Origin of the sequence: Kitasatospora sp. NPDC004799 (assembly GCF_040609095.1) — a bacterium.
Lineage (GTDB): Bacteria > Actinomycetota > Actinomycetes > Streptomycetales > Streptomycetaceae > Kitasatospora.
In genome coordinates, this window is sequence record NZ_JBEXJK010000200.1 from 1 (window position 1) to 14,763 (window position 14,763).

Genomic DNA, 14,763 nt, shown 5'->3' on the forward strand with positions numbered 1-14,763 from the left:
GGCCGGTCGGCCGGAGGCGGCGGTGGCGGCAGGGGCGGCAGAAACCGCGGTGGCCCGCTGGTACCGGCAGGTCGGCCGCGGCCACCTGGGCGCGGCGGGCACCCTGGCCGGGTTCCGGGCCCGGATGCGGCCGGTGCTCCCGGTCGCGCTGGCCCTGCACCTGGCGGTGCTCGGGGCGCTGAGCTTCGCCGCGCTGGCCGTGCTGGCCGTCGTCGCGCCGCGCCCCGGGCCGGGTCACGGCGGCGGGTTGCTGCACCTGGCGGCCGAGCGGGCCGGCCCCGCCCAGTGGGCGGCGCAGGGCGTGCTGGGCCTGCTGCTGGTGCTGCCGGTGCTGCTGGCGCGGTGCGGCCGGGCGGCGGCCGCCGCGGTGGGCGCGTCGGCCGGGGCGGCGGCGGTGCTCGGGCCGCTCGCCCTGGGACGCTCCGCCCCGGAGGCCTGGCTGCTCGGCGGCGGCACCGTCGCGGTGGCGCTGCTGGCGTACGCCGGGGCGGTGCTCGGCCGGGCCGACGCGCACCGCTGAGCGCCGCCCGCCGAACGCCGCCCGACCGACCCCGTCCCGACCTGATCCACCCGTCGATCCACCGGTATCCGCCGCGTGATCCCCCGCTTTCGTCCCGTTCGTTGAATCAGTCCGCCAGGTCGTCCCGAACTGGCTTCGTGGAAGGACACCCCCGATGAGGGTGCTGCTGCTGGGCGCCGACGGCTTCATCGGCCGCCGGGTCACCGACCGTCTGCTGATGGACCAGGAGTTGCAGGTGACGGTGCTCGGCCGGCGCGACTCGGCCGACATCCGCTTCGACCTGACCACCGGGAGCCCGGGCGCGCTGGCCCGCTTCCTGGACGCGGTCGCGCCGCAGGTGGTGATCAACTGCGCGGGCGCCACCTACGGCAGCTCGCGCACCCTGATCCGGTCGAACACGCTGGCCGTCGCGACCGTCTGCGAGGCCATCCGGCGCAGCCGGGAGCCGGCCCGGCTGGTGCACGTCGGCTCGGCCGCCGAGTACGGGCCGGTGCCCGGCGGGGTGCCGGTGTCCGAGCAGGCCGAGCCGCGGCCGGTCGGCCCGTACGGGGTGTCCAAGCTGGCCGGGACGGAGCTGGTGCTGGCCTCCGGGCTGGACGCGGCGGTGCTGCGGGTGTTCGACGTGGTGGGCCCGGGGGCGCCGACCGCCTCGCTGTTCGGGCGGCTGGCCGAGGGCCTGCGGCGGGCGCTGGAGCGGGACGAGCACCAGGTACGGATGCCGGACCTGTCCGGCTACCGGGATTTCGTGGACGTGCGGGACGTCGCGCGGGCCATCCAGGCGGCCGCGGTGTCGGCCGCCACCGGGGTCGTCAACATCGGCAGCGGGCACGCCGTCCGGGCCCGGGACGCGGCCCAGCTGCTGGTGCGGGCCTCGGGCTTCGAGGGGCAGATCGTGGAGGAGAACCGGCAGGTTCTGCTGCCCGCGCAGACCGCGGGGGCGGGCGGCGACCACCTGCCCGGCCACCACCTGCCCGGGCACCGGCCGGAGGGGCACCGGCCGGAGGGCAGGCCGGCGCCGGGCGAGCCGGTGCCGTGGCGGCAGGCGGACGTGCGCACCGCCCGGGACCGTCTCGGATGGCGGACGCAGGTGCCGCTGGAGGAGTCGCTGGGCGACGTCTGGCTGGAGACGGCCTGTCGGGTGTGACCGCGCCGCGCGGCGCCCCGGGCCCGTCAACCACGGGCCCGGGGCGGCTTCCCGGGCCCCGCCGCCGGTTCCACGATCCGGCGCCGCCCGTCTCGCCCATCGGACGGGCTGTCTCGGAATAGCGGGGGGACGTGACACTGTTGGCCTAGAGAGCCACCCGCGTGGCGGAGCACCGACCCCGCACCGAGGTTGGCCCTGGCCATCCGAACAAGACCCATCGGAGTCCCCGTGTCGTTGCCACCCCTGGTCGAGCCGGCCGACGAGCTCACCGTTGACGAGGTCCGCCGGTACTCCCGCCACCTGATCATCCCGGACGTGGGCATGGCGGGGCAGAAGCGGCTGAAGAACGCCAAGGTGCTGTGCGTCGGCGCCGGTGGCCTCGGCTCGCCGGCCCTGCTGTACCTGGCCGCCGCGGGCGTCGGCACGCTGGGCATCGTCGAGTTCGACGTGGTCGACGAGTCGAACCTGCAGCGCCAGGTGATCCACGGCCAGTCGGACGTCGGCCGCTCCAAGGCGGAGTCGGCCCGGGACTCGGTCAAGGAGATCAACCCGTACGTCGACGTGGTGCTGCACGAGGAGCGCCTCGACAACTCCAACGTCATGGAGATCTTCTCCGGCTACGACCTGATCGTGGACGGCACCGACAACTTCGCCACCCGCTACCTGGTGAACGACGCCGCGGTGCTGCTCGGCAAGCCGTACGTGTGGGGCTCGATCTACCGCTTCGACGGCCAGGCCAGCGTGTTCTGGGCCGAGCACGGCCCCTGCTACCGCTGCCTCTACCCGGAGGCCCCGCCGCCGGGCATGGTCCCGTCCTGCGCCGAGGGCGGCGTGCTGGGCGTGCTCTGCGCGTCCATCGGCTCGATCCAGGTCAACGAGGCGATCAAGCTGCTGGCCGGCATCGGGGACCCGCTGGTCGGCCGGCTGATGATCTACGACGCCCTGGAGATGAACTACCGCCAGGTGAAGGTCCGCAAGGACCCGAACTGCGCCGTCTGCGGCGAGAACCCGACGGTCACCGAGCTGATCGACTACGAGGCCTTCTGCGGCGTCGTGTCGGAGGAGGCGCAGGCCGCCGCCGCCGGTTCGACCATCACCTCGCAGCAGCTCAAGCAGTGGCAGGACGACGAGGAGGAGATCTACCTCATCGACGTCCGCGAGCCCGGCGAGTACGAGATCGTCAACATCCCCGGCGCGGTGCTGATCCCGAAGAACGAGTTCCTGATGGGCGACGCGCTGGAGAAGCTGCCGCAGGACCGGAAGATCGTGCTGCACTGCAAGTCCGGCGTGCGCTCGGCCGAGGTGCTGGCCGTGGTGAAGGCCGCCGGCTTCGCCAACGCCGTGCACCTGGGCGGCGGCGTGCTCGGCTGGGTGAACCAGATCGAGCCGCACAAGCCGGTCTACTGACCGGCGCTCCGCGTCCCGAAGGGCCCGCCGTCCGGCGGGCCCTTCGGCGTACCGCTCAGAGGGCGTTGCGGCGCTGGAGCACGTTGTAGGAGATCCAGCCCGGCAGCACCGGCAGCCAGAAGGTCAGCGCCCGGTAGAGGAAGACCGCCGGGGTGGCGATCGTGGGGGAGACGTCCGCGACGGTCAGCGCGCCGATCAGGGCGACCTCGACCGGGCCGATGCCGCCGGGGGTGGGGATCGCCGAGCCGGCCGCGTTGGCGGTCAGGAAGACCACCGCGACGGCCGAGAAGCTGACGTCGCCGCCGAAGGCCTGCACCGAGAAGTCCAGGCAGGCGGTGAAGGAGAGGGTCAGCAGCAGGATGCCGCCGAAGCCGGTGACGAGCTTGCTGGGCGTCTGCATCAGGTCGAGCATCCGCGGCACCACGCCGAAGAACAGCGAGCGCAGCCGGCCCAGCACGAACCGGCGCAGCGGCGCGACGGCGGCCACCACCAGGGCGAGCACGGCGGCGCTCAGCACGCCGATGATCACCGCGCGGGAGGCGGAGAGGTCCCCGTTGGTCTGGCTGCCGGTGATCAGGCCGAAGCTGAACAGCAGCAGCAGGTGCCCGGCCAGGCCCGCCAGCTGGGAGGCGCCGACCGAGGCCACCGCCTGGCCGGAGCGGATGCCGGCCTTCTGCAGGTAGCGGGTGTTGAGCGCGATGCCGCCGATCGCGGCGGGGGCGACCAGCTTGACGAAGGAGCCGGCCAGCTGGGCCGCGACGGTGCGCCGGAACGGCAGCCGCTCGGGGACGAAGCCGGTCAGGCTCATCGCGGCGGCGACGTAGCTGAAGGCGGCGGCGAGCAGGGCGGCCGCGGCCCAGGCCCAGTTCATCTGGGAGAGCTTCAGCTGGGCCGGCTTGATGGTGGTCAGGGCCAGGTAGGCGGCGAAGGTGAGCGCGATCACCATGATCAGGCTCTTCGGCTTCAGCCGTTCCAGCTTGACCGGGGCCATCGGGGCCTCGGGGGCGATCTGGAGGATCTGGCCGCGGATGCGGCTCAGCAGGTCCTCGCCGGCCGCCGCGATGTCCTCCTCGGCCTGCTGCTGGGTGCGCTCGCCGGCCGCGACCTGCTCCAGCGCCCTGGCCCGGGCGGCGGCCTTGCGCTCCTTGGTGAGCTTGGCGAGGTCGACCCGGGTGGAGCGGCTCATCCCGACCGGCTGGAGCAGCGGCAGCGCCTGGGCCACCCGCTCGGCGCCGAGCACCGCGTTGGCGGTGGCGACGGCGCGCTCCGGGCCGATCCGCAGCGCGAAGGTGGTGAGCAGCTGGGCGACGTCGATGCGCAGGGTCAGGTCGGTGGCGGCGATGTCGCCGCCGGAGAGGTTGACCAGGCAGCCGGTCTTCTCGTCCACCACCAGCAGCGACTCGCCGGTGAGCCGGCGGTGGGCGATCCGGCGCTCGTGCAGGGCGGCCACCGACTGCCAGAGCGAGGCCATCACCGGGTCGGTGACCTCCTCGTCGGCCAGCTCGTCCAGGGTGCGGCCCTCGACGTTCTCGTACACCAGGATCGCGGCGTCCGGGCCGAGCTCGGAGGTGGCGACCAGCTGCGGCGCGCGGGCGCCCGAGGCGGCCGCCGCGTACGCGATCAGGGCCTCCTGCTCCAGCGCCTGGCGCAGCGACTGGGGGCTGCGGCGCACCGCGACCGAGCGCAGCCGCAGCCGCCGCCAGGCCCGGTAGAAGAAGCCGGAGGCCTGCTGCTCGCGGTCGATGATGTGCACGTCCAGCGGGGGGCCGCCCTGCTGGGTGACGTGGTAGCGGCGGGTGCCGCCGGGGGCGTCGGGGGCGCGCACGGCGCCGGCCGGGGTGAAGCCGACCTTGCGCAGGCCGATCAGCAGGTGCTGGCCGGTGGGCCGGATGTTCGGGGAGCCGATCGCGTACAGCGTGCCGTAGGCGACGGACCAGCCGATCAGCACGGTGAGGACCAGCGAGAGCGGGGTGGTGTAGCCGCCGAGCAGCTCGGTGCCGCCGCTGAAGACCACCACCACCCACAGGGCGACCCGCCAGCGCGGTCTGCTCGACATGCCGACGGCGGTCATGTAGGCGATCACCGGGGCGAGGTAGCCGTGCACCGGGTCGGTGAGGGTGCCGTTGCTGTCCATCGGCAGCCGGGTCAGCGCGTCCCGGATGTGCTCGGAGGCGCCCTCGGCCACCCACCAGTCGATGCCGAGCGAGACGCCGTACGCCAGCACCGAGGCGAGCACGCCGTCGGCGACCCGCAGGCCGTCGCGTTTGATCAGCCGCTCGACGGCGAAGGCCAGCGGCACGGCGAGCACCGCGACGCTGGAGATCAGGCCGGTGATGGTGGAGAACACCGCGGAGAAGTGCGGTGCGTTGGAGGCGATGTCCTGCTCGATGCCGGTGGTGGTCGAGGTGGCGATGCCGCCGACCACGAAGACGGCGACTATCCCGAGGACGCCGGCCAGGAAGCGGATCAGGTCGGACGGGCGGTGCGCGCGGGCGGCGAGCAGCGGCTCGTCGACGTCCAGGTGCGGGGCGTCGTCCGGACCGTCGTGGTCGTCGGGCGGGGCGGCGGGGGCCTGCGGGCCGCCGGCCGCCGTGCTCTCGGCCGCCGTGCTCTCGGCCGCCGCGCTCTCGGCCGGGGTGCTCCCGGCCGGGGTCGGGCCGGGCTGCTCGGGGGCCTTCGCGGGTGCGGGGGTCTTGATCGTCCGGTCCTTGATCAGGGAGACTTCCGGCGTCGGCCCGGGTTCGGACCGGCCTTCGCCCCCGCTCCCGGGCGTCGGCGGCACGGCGGCAGCGGACTCGTCGGAGTCCTTGTCCACGCCCACGTCAGCCGTCCCGGTCATCTGGTCTTGTCCTCGTATCACCACTCACCGCCCCGAAGATGGTGGCATGCCCCGGCCTCCCGTGCGGGACAGGGGGCGGATCGGGCGCGGCGGATCGTTCGTACGGGCCCGCGGGCGCGCGCCCGTAGGGAAGAATGCCGCAGGTGACGGACGCAACACACGACGGCCTTCCGGACGCCCTGCCACCGTTCGCCGAACTGGTGCTCGACCTGACCGAGCGGATTCCACCCGGCCGGGTGATGACCTACGGCGACGTCGCCGAGTACCTCGGCCAGGGCGGCCCCCGGCAGGTCGGACGGGTGATGGCCCTGTACGGCGGCGCGGTGCCCTGGTGGCGGGTGATCCGCGCGGACGGCCGCCTGCTGCCCGGGCACGAGCACCGCGCCCTCGCCCACTACGGCGAGGAGGGCACCCCGCTGCGCGAACTCGCCGACCCGCCCCGGGTCGACCTCCGGCGGGCCCGCTGGGACGGCGGGGAGAGTTCGCCGAAACCGCCGCACGGACGGGATTGACGGGGCAGGATCGTAGGCTCGATGCGGGCGGGCCCGGCGGGCCCGCCCCCGCCGTGCCCCACCGTTCGACCCCAGGACCGTTTCGTGAGCTCCCCCTACCGGCTCGTGCGCAGCCCGCTCGTCCAGCCCGACCCACCCGTGCTGGACGCCTACCAGCGCGCCGTGGTCGAGCACGCCGGCGGGCCGCTGCTGGTACTGGCCGGGCCGGGCACGGGCAAGACCACCACCCTGGTCGAGGCGGTCGCCCGCCGGATCGAGGACGGCACCGACCCCGAGCGGATCCTCGTCCTGACCTTCAGCCGCAAGGCCGCGACGGAACTGCGCGACCGGATGTCCGGCCGGCTCGGCGGCTCGGCCGCCGCCCCGCAGGCCACCACCTTCCACTCCTTCTGCTACGCCCTGCTCCGCGCCCACCAGGACCCGGAGGACTACGCCGAGCCGCTGCGGCTGCTCTCCGGCCCCGAGCAGGACGTCATGGTCCGCGAACTGCTGGCCGGCGGCGCCGAGGACGCCAAGCTCGGCCGCGGCCGCATCGCCTGGCCGCTCGACCTGCGGGCCTGCCTGACCACCCGCGGCTTCGCCGACGAGGTCCGCGCCGTCCTCGCCCGCAGCCGCGAACTCGGCCTCGGCGAGGCCGAGCTGGAGCGCTTCGCCCAGGGCGTCCAGCGCCCCGACTGGGCCGCCGCCGCGCACTTCCTGGCCGACTACCTCGACGTGCTCGACCTGCGCGGCGTCCTCGACTACGCCGAACTCGTCCACCGCGCCGTGCTCCTCGCCGAACGCCCCGAGGTCGGCGAGGAACTGCGGCGGCGCTACGAGGTCGTCTTCGTCGACGAGTACCAGGACACCGACCCCTCCCAGGTCCGGCTGCTGCGCCAGCTGGCCGGCGGCGGGCGCGACCTGGTCGCGGTCGGCGACCCCGACCAGTCCATCTACGCCTTCCGCGGCGCCGACATCAACGGCATCCTCGACTTCCCGCAGACCTTCCGGCAGGCCGACGGCAGCCCCGCCGAGGTCAAGGTGCTGCGCGTCTCCCGCCGCTCCGGCGCCGTCCTGCTCGCCGCCTCCCGGGAAATCGCCCGCCGGATGCCGATGGGCCGGCTGCCCGCCGACAAGCTCGCCCAGCACCGCGCCCTGCTGCCCTCCCGCGAGGGCGGCCGGGTCGAGGTCTACACCTACCCGACCCCCGGCGCCGAACTGGACTCGATCGCCGACCTGCTGCGCCGCGCCCACCTGGAGGACGGCGTCCCCTGGGGCGAGATGGCCGTCCTCGTCCGGGCCGGCGCCCGCTCCATCCCCGGCGTACGGCGGGCACTCGGCGCGGCCGGCGTCCCGCTGGAGATCGACGGCGACGACCTCCCGCTGCGCGAGGAACCGGCCGTCGCCCAGCTGCTGCTCGCCCTGCGGGTCTGCGCCGAACAGGCCGCCCGGGACAAGCAGGGCGACCCGGACGCCCCCGACCCGCTCACCACCGACCTGGCGCACGCCCTGCTCACCGGCCCGCTCGGCGGCCTCGACGGCTCCGACCTGCGCCGCCTCGGCCGCGCCCTGCGCGAGGAGGAACGCGCCGCGCTGCGCGCCGCCGACCGGCCCGCGGTGGCCCCCCGCCCGGCCGGCGAACTGATCCGCGAGGCCCTCGCCGAACCCGAGCGCCTTGTCGCCCTCGACCCCCTCCATGCCCGCCGCGCCCGCGACCTCGGCACCCTGCTGCGCAAGGTCCGCGAGCGGCTGGCCGGCGGCTGCACCGCCGAGGAGGCGCTCTGGGAGCTGTGGGACGGCAGCCGCCGCTGGCGCGAGCGCCTGGAACGGGCCGCCCTGCGCGGCGGCGCGGCCGGCCGCAACGCCGACCGCGACCTGGACGCGCTGTGCGCCCTGTTCGAGACCGCCGCCCGGGCCGAGGAGCAGGTCACCGGCCACCGCAGCGCCCTGGACCTGCTCGCCGAACTCGAAGCCCAGGACATCGCCGCCGACACCCTCACCGTCCGCGCCGTGCGCCCCGAGGCCGTCCGGCTGATGACCGCCCACCGCTCCAAGGGCCTGGAGTGGCGCCTGGTCGTGGTGGCCGGCGTCCAGGACGGCCTCTGGCCCGACCTGCGCCGCCGCGGCTCCCTGCTGGAGGCCGACCGGATCGGCCGCGACGGCCTCGCCGAACCGCTCTCCCCGGGCGCCCTGCTCGGCGAGGAGCGCCGGCTCTTCTACGTCGCCGCGACCCGCGCCAAGGAACGGCTGATCGTCACCGCCGTCAAGGCCCCCGCCGACGACGGCGACGAACCCTCCCGCTTCCTGCGCGAGCTCTACCGCGAGGACGTCGACCCCAGGACCGGCAAGGTGGTCCGCCGCACCCCGCCGGTCACCGTCGAGGACGTCACCCACCGCCCGCGCCGCCCGCTGTCCGTCGCCGCGCTGGTCGCCGAGCTGCGCGCCGTCACCGTCGACCCCGCCCGCTCGCCCGAACTGCGCCGCGCCGCCGCCGAACGGCTCGCCACCCTCGCCGCCGCCACCGACGAGGACGGCCTGCCGCTGGTGCCCGCCGCCCGCCCCGAGCGCTGGTGGGGCCTGGACGACCCGACCTCCGCCCCCGAGCCGCTGCGCAGCGCCGACGCACCCGTACGGCTGTCCGGCAGCGGGCTGGAGCAGCTGGAGAGCTGCTCCCTGCAGTGGTTCCTGGACAAGGAGGTCAAGGCGCGCGGCGCTGGCTCGGCCGCCCAGGGCTTCGGCAACGTGGTGCACGCCCTCGCCGACGAGGTCGGCTCCGGCCGCACCCCCGCCGACCTCGCCGTGCTCATGGAACGGCTGGACACCGTCTGGGACGCGCTGGCCTTCGACGCGCCCTGGAAGTCCCAGCAGGAGAAGACCGAGGCCCGGGCCGCCCTGGAGCGCTTCCTCAACTGGCACGTCCTGGAACGCGGCCGGGACCTCGTCGCCACCGAGCACGGCTTCGACGTCACCCTCGACGTCGGCGGCGTCTCGGTGCGCATCCGCGGCTCGATGGACCGGGTGGAGAAGGACGCCGCCGGGCGGGCCTACGTCGTCGACTTCAAGACCGGCAAGCAGATACCCACCGACAAGTCGCTGCCCGAGCACAAGCAGCTCGCCGTCTACCAGCTCGCCGTCCGGGCCGGCGCGCTCAACGAGCTGCCCGGCTTCACCGGGCACCCGCCGGAGGCCGGCGGCGCCGAACTCGTCCACCTGCGCGAGCCCGCCGCCAAGGCCGCCCAGGACGCCCCCAAGGTGCAGCGGCAGGAGCCGCCCGACGGCGAGCCCTGGATCGAGAACCTGCTCGCCGAGGCGGCCGGGAAGGTCCTCGCCGAACGCTTCGTCCCGCAGACCGGCGGCGGCTGCGACCGCTGCGCCTTCCGCCGCAGCTGCTCCGCCCAGCGCGACGGGGCGCAGCTTCTCTGAGGCGCCCGCTCGGACGGCGGGAGACAGGACTTGTCCGTCCCTCCGGTTACCGTTGCGGGGTGACCGCCGTGCTCAGCCATCCCGACCAGCTCAAGGAGCTGCTGGGGATCCCGTTCAACCGGGAGCAGATGGCGGCCATCGGCGCCCCCCTGGAACCGGCCGTGATCGTGGCCGGCGCCGGCTCCGGCAAGACCACGGTGATGGCCGCCCGGGTGGTCTGGCTGGTCGGCTCCGGCGCCGTCCGGCCCGAGGAGGTGCTCGGCCTCACCTTCACCAACAAGGCCGCCGGCGAGCTCTCCGAACGCGTGCGCGCCGCCCTCCTGCGGGCCGGGGTCACCGACCGGGACGCCGCCGAGGAGCCGCTCGGCGACCCGGAGATCTCCACCTACCACGCCTTCGCCGGCCGCCTGCTCAAGGAGCACGGCCTGCGGATCGGCATCGAACCGGACGTCCGGCTGCTCGCCGACGCCACCCGCTTCCAGCTCGCCGCCAAGGTGCTGCGCACCGCCCGCGGCCCGTTCCCCGCGCTCACCGGCACCTTCGCGAACCTGGTCGCCGACCTGACCGCGCTGGACGGCGAGCTCGCCGAGCACCTGGTCGAGCCCGCCGCGCTCCGGGCCCACGACGAGGACCTGCTCGACACCCTCGCCACCGTCAAGCTGACCAACGACGACCTGCGGGCCGTCCCGGCCACCGCCCGGGCCCGGCTGGAACTGCTGCGCCTCGTCGAGGACTACCGGCGCCGCAAGCGCTCCGCCGGGCTGATGGACTTCGGCGACCAGATCGCCGCCGCCGCCCGCCTCGCCCAGCAGCGCCCGGAGGTCGGCGAGCTGCTGCGCGGCCAGTTCCGGGTGGTGCTGCTGGACGAGTACCAGGACACCTCGGTCGCCCAGCGGCTGATGCTCGCCGGCCTGTTCGGCGCCGGCCCGGACGGCACCTCGTCCGACGGCACCTCGTCCGACGGCACCGGCACCGGCAGCGGCCACCCGGTGACCGCCGTCGGCGACCCCTGCCAGGCGATCTACGGCTGGCGCGGCGCCTCGGTGGCCAACCTCGACGAGTTCCCCCGGCACTTCCCCAAGGCCGACGGCCGCCCCGCCGACCGCTACGCGCTCAGCGAGAACCGCCGCAGCGGCGGCCGCCTGCTCGACTTCGCCAACGAACTCGCCGCCCCGCTGCGGGAGATGCACGAGGGCGTGGAGGCGCTGCGCGCGGCCCCCGGCGCCGAGCAGGACGGCTACGTGCGCGCGGCGCTGCTGCCCACCCACGCCGAGGAGATCGACTGGCTGGCCGACTCGATCGCCCACCTGGTGCGCACCGGCACCGCGCCCGGCCGGATCGCCGTGCTGTGCCGCGGCGGCGCGGCCTTCCCGGACATCCACGCCGCGCTGGTGGAGCGGGAGGTGCCGGTCGAGGTGGTCGGCCTCGGCGGGCTGCTGCAACTGCCCGAGGTGGCCGACCTGGTGGCGGTCTGCGAGGTGCTGCAGGACCCGACCGCCAATGCCGCGCTGGTGCGCCTGCTGATCGGCCCGCGCTGGCGGATCGGCCCGCGCGACCTCGCGCTGCTCGGCCGCCGGGCCGCCGACCTGGTGCGCACCGACCGGCCCGAGGGCGTCGAGGCGCTGGCCGCGGCGGTCGCCGAGGCGGACCCGACCGAGGTGGTCTCGCTGGCCGACGCGGTGGAGACCTTCCTCGACGCCGAACAGCCGGACGAGCTGCCGTTCTCCGCCGAGGCGCGGGTGCGCTTCGCCCGGCTCGCCGTCGAACTGCGCGAGCTGCGCCGCTCGCTCGCCGACCCGCTGATGGACGTGCTGCACCGGGTGCTGTCCGTCACCGGGCTGGAGGTCGAACTCGCCGCCTCCCCGCAGGCCCTGGCCGCCCGCCGCCGGGAGACCCTGCACGCCTTCCTGGACGTCGCCGCCTCCTTCGCCGACCTCGACGGCGACCCGGGCCTGGCCGCCTTCCTCGGCTTCCTGCGCGCCGCCCAGGAGTACGAGCGCGGCCTGGACAGCAGCCTGCCCGGCGGCGAGGACACCGTGAAGGTGCTCACCGCGCACAAGTCCAAGGGCCTGGAGTGGGACGTGGTGGCCGTTCCCGGCCTGGTACGGGGCGCATTCCCGTCGTCGAGCCCGCGCGAACGCTGGACGAGCACCAAGCGGGTGCTCCCGCACGCCCTGCGCGGCGACGCAGGAACTCTGCCCGACGTGCGCGGCGGGTGGACCGGGAAGTCGATGACGGCCTTCAAGAAGGAGCTGGCCGAGCACTCCGCCGTCGAGGAACTGCGCCTGGGCTACGTGGCGTTCACCCGGCCCCGGTCGCTGCTGCTGGCCTCCGGGCACTGGTGGGGGCCGAGCCAGAAGACCGTCCGCGGCCCGTCCGACTTCCTGGAGCGGCTGCGCGAGCACTGCGAGCGGCCCGGCGCCGGCGAGGTCGAGCACTGGGCCGAGCAGCCGGAGAAGGGCGCCGAGAACCCGGCGCTGGCCGCCCCCGTCGAGCGCCCCTGGCCGCTGCCGCTGGACCCGGCCGCCCAGCACGCCCGCCGCCGGGTCGCCGAGGTGGTCCGCGCCCGCACCGCCGGCGCGCCCGCCCCCGACGGCGAGGAGATGGCCCCCGAGGACCGCCGCCAGGTGGCCTCCTGGGACCGCGACCTGACCGCGCTGCTGGGCGAGTTGGAGCGCTCCCGGCGCACCGCGCGGGACGTGCCGCTGCCCGCCGCGCTGTCCGCCACCCAGCTGCTGCGCCTGGCCTCCGACCCGGACGGCTTCGCGCACGAGCTGGCCCGCCCGATGCCGCGCCCCCCGCAGCCGGCGGCCCGGCGCGGCACCCGCTTCCACGCCTGGGTGCAGTCCCGGATCGAGCCGCTGCTGCTGGTCGAGCCCGGTGCGCTGCCCGGCGCCGACGACGACGGCATCGAGGACGAGCAGGACCTGGAGCGGCTCAAGGAGGCGTTCCTGCGCACCCCGTACGCGCAGCGCAGGCCGCACCGGGTGGAGGCGCCGTTCCAGCTGGTGCTGGCGGGCCGGGTGGTGCGGGGCCGGATCGACGCCGTCTACCGGGAGGATGACGCGTTGTCGGAATCCGGTGGTGCGTCACGCTACGAAGTGGTGGACTGGAAGACCCACCGGGAGGAGACCGCCGACCCGTTGCAGCTCGCGGTCTACCGGCTCGCCTGGGCCGAGCACGCGGGCGTCGATCCCGAGCAGGTCACGGCTTCCTTCCTGTACGTCCGCAGCGGCCGGATCGTCCGTCCGACAGGACTTCCCGACCGAAAAGAGTTGGAACGGCTCCTGATCGGGAACAGTGACTATTGAGTCACGCAGAGCATCCAAGTCATCACGCCAGTGCCCGAAACCTGTGCGTCGTGCACGTTTCGCGCCTATTGTGGGGTCGGTAACCGGTCAACCCCCGAGCTCCGGCCGCCAGCGAGGCCCGCATTCCCTAACCCTCAGTCATCACCGCAGGTGCCCCCGGGGCAGCTGCGTCTTCTGCTGGAGAGACCGAAGTTGAGCGCGACCGGATGGATCAGAGAGCGGTTCACCGGGCCGACACCGGGGCCCGCTCCGCGCGCGACCGGCACCTGGCCGAGGACGGCGCTGGCGCTGCCGTTCATCGGCATGGTGCTGATCGTCGCCCTCGACTACCTCAGCGGCACCGAGGTGACGGTCGAACCGGCCCTCACCGCCGTACCCGCGCTGGCCGCCGTGGTCAGCCGCCGAACCTGGTACCCGCTCGCCATCGGTCTGGGCACCGAGGCGGCGGCCTTCCTGATGGCCTTCCGAGGCGACACGCTCGGTGAGTCCGTGCACGCCGCCAGCGTCTTCGCGATCCTGCTCGTCGCCGCGATCGGCTGGGTCAGCGCCACCCTGAGGCTGCGCCAGGAACGGGCGCTGGCCGACGCCCAGCTGGTCGCCTCGATCGCCCGGCGGGTGCTGCTGCGGCCCGTCCCCGAGCGGGTCGGCACCGTCCGGGCGGCCGTCCACTACGAGGCCGCCGCCGCGCACGCCCGGATCGGCGGCGACCTCTACGAGGTGGTCAACACCCGGCACGGAGTACGGGCCGTGGTCGGGGACGTGCGCGGCAAGGGCCTCGGCGCGGTGGAGACCGCCGCCGCCGTTCTCGGCGCCTTCCGCGAGGCCGCCCACCAGGAGGCCGCCCTCGACCGGGTGGCCGGCTGGCTGGCCGTCAGCCTCGACCGCGCCCTGCACGAGAACGACCACCCGGGCGTGGAGGAGGAGTTCGTCACCCTGGTGCTGATCGGCGTCGGGCCCGACGGCGCCGCGGAGATCGTCAACTGCGGCCACCCCGCCCCGCTGCTGCTGCGCGGCGGGGAGGTCCGAGCGCTCGAACTCGCCGAGACCGTACCGCCGCTGGGCGTCCTCGACCCGGCCGACGTCCGCCCGCCGGTGCACCGGCTGCTGCTCCAGGGCGACGACCGGGTGCTGCTGTTCACCGACGGGGTGATCGAGGCCCGGGACCGCGCGGGCGTCTTCTACCCGCTCGCCGAACGCTTCCCGCACTGCGCCGCCGGCCGCCCGGCCGACGTCCTGCAGCGCCTGCACGAGGACGTGGTGCGCCACGTCGGGCGCCAGCTCGGCGACGACGCGGCCATGCTGCTGCTCCAGTTCGACCCCCCGCCCGCGCTCGGGCCGGGAGGAACGCCGGTCGCGACCACCGTCCACCTCCCGCAGCAGGCCGGGGCCCAGGCCCTGGACGCCCGGGTCTAGAGCGACACCTCGACCAGCAGCGGCCGGTGGTCCGACACCGTCGCGCGCGGCGCCGCGGCCGGGCCGACCGCCGTGCGCGGCACGCCGATCGCCAGCACGTGGTCGAACTGCACCGCCGGCCGGTGCGAGGGGTACGTCGGCGTGCGCACCAGGTCGTACCAGCCCTGCAGCCGGGGGCGCGGCTCGCGCACCCGGCGCCGGCGCGGCTCGGCCAG

At 75.1% G+C, this 14,763-nt stretch carries 7 protein-coding genes and 2 pseudogenes; 7 read left to right on the plus strand and 2 right to left on the minus strand.

The features are described from left to right. The 3 genes and pseudogenes from ABZW03_RS23735 to moeZ form a co-directional block, all read left to right on the plus strand. Positions 1-520, plus strand: a pseudogene (locus ABZW03_RS23735) (hypothetical protein); the annotation flags it as partial. A gap of 154 nt (positions 521-674) precedes the next feature. Continuing rightward, positions 675-1,664, plus strand: coding sequence for an NAD-dependent epimerase/dehydratase family protein (locus ABZW03_RS23740; RefSeq protein ID WP_355261687.1), 990 nt, complete (start codon positions 675-677; stop codon positions 1,662-1,664). Positions 1,665-1,892: 228 nt separating this feature from the next. Continuing rightward, positions 1,893-3,071, plus strand: a complete 1,179-nt coding sequence (gene moeZ / locus ABZW03_RS23745) for an adenylyltransferase/sulfurtransferase MoeZ (RefSeq protein ID WP_355261690.1) — start codon at positions 1,893-1,895, stop codon at positions 3,069-3,071. Positions 3,072-3,126: 55 nt separating this feature from the next. Here moeZ and ABZW03_RS23750 read toward each other — a convergent pair whose 3' ends face one another. Beyond that, positions 3,127-5,910 (minus strand): lysylphosphatidylglycerol synthase transmembrane domain-containing protein, encoded by a 2,784-nt coding sequence (locus ABZW03_RS23750; RefSeq protein ID WP_355261693.1) that lies wholly within the window; start codon positions 5,908-5,910, stop codon positions 3,127-3,129. A gap of 143 nt (positions 5,911-6,053) precedes the next feature. Between ABZW03_RS23750 and ABZW03_RS23755 the strand changes: the two genes are divergently transcribed. The 4 genes from ABZW03_RS23755 (at position 6,054) to ABZW03_RS23770 (ending at position 14,548) form a co-directional block, all read left to right on the plus strand. Next, complete coding sequence (locus tag ABZW03_RS23755; protein WP_355261696.1) at positions 6,054-6,422, plus strand: MGMT family protein; 369 nt, start codon at positions 6,054-6,056, stop codon at positions 6,420-6,422. Positions 6,423-6,506: 84 nt separating this feature from the next. Beyond that, positions 6,507-9,824, plus strand: coding sequence for an ATP-dependent DNA helicase (locus ABZW03_RS23760; RefSeq protein ID WP_355261699.1), 3,318 nt, complete (start codon positions 6,507-6,509; stop codon positions 9,822-9,824). A 59-nt stretch (positions 9,825-9,883) separates the two neighbouring features. Further along, complete coding sequence (locus ABZW03_RS23765; RefSeq protein WP_355261702.1) at positions 9,884-13,135, plus strand: ATP-dependent DNA helicase; 3,252 nt, start codon at positions 9,884-9,886, stop codon at positions 13,133-13,135. 192 nt (positions 13,136-13,327) lie between these two features. Then, positions 13,328-14,548 (plus strand): PP2C family protein-serine/threonine phosphatase, encoded by a 1,221-nt coding sequence (locus ABZW03_RS23770; RefSeq protein WP_355261705.1) that lies wholly within the window; start codon positions 13,328-13,330, stop codon positions 14,546-14,548. Here ABZW03_RS23770 and ABZW03_RS23775 read toward each other — a convergent pair. After that, positions 14,545-14,763 (minus strand): annotated as a pseudogene (locus ABZW03_RS23775) (hypothetical protein); the annotation flags it as partial. The gene ABZW03_RS23770 and the pseudogene ABZW03_RS23775 sit on opposite strands and share 4 nt — an antisense overlap.

Bases quoted from the DNA above. Each gene is read 5' to 3' on its own strand.
- ABZW03_RS23740 (WP_355261687.1), top strand. From the start codon at position 675: ATGAGGGTGCTGCTGCTGGGCGCCGACGGCTTCATCGGCCGCCGGGTC.
- ABZW03_RS23750 (WP_355261693.1), bottom strand. From the start codon at position 5,910: ATGACCGGGACGGCTGACGTGGGCGTGGACAAGGACTCCGACGAGTCC.